Source organism: Mesobacillus sp. (assembly GCF_047739415.1).
GTDB lineage: Bacteria > Bacillota > Bacilli > Bacillales > Cytobacillaceae > Mesobacillus.
This window is the reverse complement of the sequence record NZ_JBIQOE010000253.1, coordinates 1-3,283: the sequence shown is the minus strand read 5'-3', so window position 1 is coordinate 3,283 and position 3,283 is coordinate 1. Positions and strand designations below refer to the sequence as shown.

Genomic DNA, 3,283 nt, shown 5'->3' with positions numbered 1-3,283 from the left:
TTTATTATAGGACCATCGATGATCGTGGATACTAAAGTTTTAATGAAAAAAATGAGAAACCAGTCTTTTGTATCACCTTTTCTTCGCAATAAAAAAAATAAACTTCCGATAACGCCAGCTAAAGTAAATAGGTTTAATAATGTCCGGTCCTTCATAGAATACACCCCTTTCATGAAAAGACACCGATAATAAAAATATTATTAGGAGAAAAAACATGTGTTATACAAAAAATATTAAAAACAGCCTGAACGGGAAAAGTGATCTCTGTCAGGCATGTTTATCATTTAAAGAGATATGGGGATGGATCCAGTGTCTCGGGGATATGCAATTTTGTGCGACAGCAGAACCGTCCCTGTGTCCCGAACAGTCCCTCTGTCTCGAGGGGCGGCAAAGCCGTCCATTAGGTGGAAACCTTTTTTATGATGAGAATACTCTATAGTGGTTGTGCCAGGAATAATGAAAATTGACGAATTAATGAACTGCATTGTAGGAAATCTTGCCATCAGGTAGTATTAAGTTGTTCTTTTAACTTCAAATATAGAAAGGTGGACTGTGAAGATTACTGTAAGTGAAAGCGCCTGGACTAACCCTGGTTGTGGGTTAGTTGACGAGGAAGAGGTTTATCGAACTTTCGGCGGATACCTCTCGGTTGGTTCGCACAGCCGAAATTTCTTCTTTAAAACAGGGGGGCAACCCTTTGGACAAAGAGAAGGATATGCGAAAAATTTCAGGGGCAGAAAAGCCCTTAAAAGCGTTTCTGTTCCTTCAATGGAGGATACTAATATGTGCGGAATTGTTGGATATATCGGAAATAAAGATACGAAGGAAATTTTATTGAAGGGTCTTGAAAAGCTTGAATATCGTGGATATGACTCTGCGGGCATTGCTGTCAGGAATGACAATGGTGTTCATGTCTTTAAGGAAAAAGGCAGGATTGCTGACTTAAGAGCGATTGTAGATGGGAATATTAAGGCTTTTATGGGGATTGGCCATACACGCTGGGCAACACATGGTGTGCCGAGTAAAGTGAATTCACATCCTCATCAAAGTGCTGATGGCCATTTTACACTCGTTCATAATGGAGTCATTGAGAATTACCATTTGTTGAAGCGTGAGTATTTGAGTGATGTCCCTTTTGCCAGCGAAACGGATACCGAAGTGATTGTGCAGTTGATGGAACGATTTGTTTCGGAAGGACAGAAGGTTTTAGCAGCCTTCCAGAAAACACTTGATCTGCTTCAAGGTTCCTATGCGATTGCATTGATAGATAACGAGGATAATGAAACGATATATGTCGCAAAGAATAAAAGCCCGTTACTCGTAGGATTAGGTGATGACTTCAATGTTGTAGCCAGCGATGCCATGGCGATGATCCAAGTCACGAATAGATATGTGGAAATCATGGATAAAGAAGTGGTCATCGTAAAAGCTGATCAAGTGCTTATTCAAGACCGTAATGGAGAAAGAATTGAACGTGAATCTTATCTGGCGGAAATCGATGCAACTGATATCGAAAAAGGCACCTATCCACATTACATGTTAAAGGAAATTGATGAACAGCCGCTCGTGATGAGGAAGATTATCCAGACCTATCAAAATGAAGAGGGACGATTAACGATTGAACCGAACATTGTTAAGGCAGTGAACGATTCGGATCGGATTTACATTATTGCTGCGGGGACATCGTACCATGCCGGACTGGTAGGGAAGCAATTCATTGAGACAATCGCTAAAAAGCCGGTTGAAGTCCATATTGCCAGTGAATTTGTCTATAATATGCCTTTGCTGTCTGCAAAGCCGTTGTTCATCTTTATTTCTCAAAGCGGGGAAACAGCAGACAGCCGCGCTGTGCTTGTAAAAGTGAAAGAATTGGGTTATCCTGCGTTGACCATAACCAATGTCGCTGGATCAACGCTTTCACGCGAAGCGGATTATACTTTACTCCTGCATGCAGGACCTGAAATTGCTGTAGCTTCTTCCAAAGCTTATACAGCACAGCTTGCTGTTCTGGCCATATTGGCCGAAGTGTCCGCTCAAAGCCGTAATATTCCGGTCGAGTTTGAGCTTTTAAGAGAGTTTGGGATCATCGCGAATGCCATGGAAGTCCTGTGTGATTCCAAGGAAATTTTTGAACAAATCGCCAGGGAGTTCTTGTCTGTAACGCCTAATTGCTTCTTCATAGGCCGAGGTGTCGACTATTTTGTCGGAATGGAAGGAGCCCTGAAGCTGAAGGAAATTTCTTATATCCAGGCTGAAGGATTTGCCGGCGGCGAATTAAAACATGGAACCATTGCATTAATTGAAGAGGGCACACCAATCATTGCCCTGGCAACCCAGGAGAGTGTTAATTTAAGCATCCGTGGGAATGTCAAAGAGGTGGCAGCACGAGGAGCAAACCCTTGCATCATTTCCATGAAGGGATTAAATATGGATGAAGACAGCTTTGTCATTCCAAAAGTCCATGAAGTGCTCACTCCGCTTATTTCAGTGATTCCACTGCAATTGATTGCTTACTACGCAGCGCTTCACAGAGGCTGCGATGTTGACAAACCGCGCAATCTTGCCAAATCAGTAACCGTTGAATAATGATCATAAAGGACCAAAAAGCCATTGTCTCTTCGCAATTAAGTTCTTCCCCATGTAATTCAAGTTCGTACCTGCTGTAATTAAGTTGGTATCTGAACAGGGGAGAAAGCGGGAGCAACTATGTATATGTAAACTCCAGAAGAATCGGGAAACGTACCGTTGGTACGATTTCTTGGTTCTTTTTTTATGCTTATATATAAAGACCTTCGATCTAATATAGCGTTTGAGTAGTTGTTAGTAAAGGATAGTAAGGATGAAGGTGTGAAGTGAAGTATGAGAAGGTTTCCTGAGATTAATAAAGGAAAGATTAAGAAGTACCTTTTAACTACGGGTAGTACGCAGAAAAAGTCAAAAGGTAAAATTCTATTTGTTTGTAAAAGTGGGGATAAGGTGTGAATAAAGAACAGGAAAGAGGGATGAAGTATTAGATATCAACAGGTTATAAACAAAAATGGGAAAAGTGTTTAAATAAGCGGAAAGAAAAGCCTGAAAAAACACTTGATCACATTCTTTTCACCTTAAATCTTACTCCTACTATGGAAGAACTTAATTACATTTCCCCTGTCCTACTTTCTTGTTTTTCTACGACCTTTTAGCCCGAAGAGGTTGTTTTGAGGGGAGAACTTGAATTACAGAATAGAGGTAAGGTTTGAGAGAGAAAAGGGGATTGAAGGTAAGCGGGACAAGGGGTTGAGGG

1 protein-coding gene is annotated in these 3,283 nt (G+C 41.2%); it reads left to right on the top strand.

Features of this window, described 5'->3' with window-relative positions:
• Positions 1 to 783 precede the first annotated feature (783 nt).
• On the top strand, positions 784 to 2,586 hold the full coding sequence (gene glmS / locus ACH0QE_RS19815) for a glutamine--fructose-6-phosphate transaminase (isomerizing) (RefSeq protein WP_415802195.1): 1,803 nt from the start codon (positions 784 to 786) through the stop codon (positions 2,584 to 2,586).
• Positions 2,587 to 3,283: the final 697 nt, after the last annotated feature.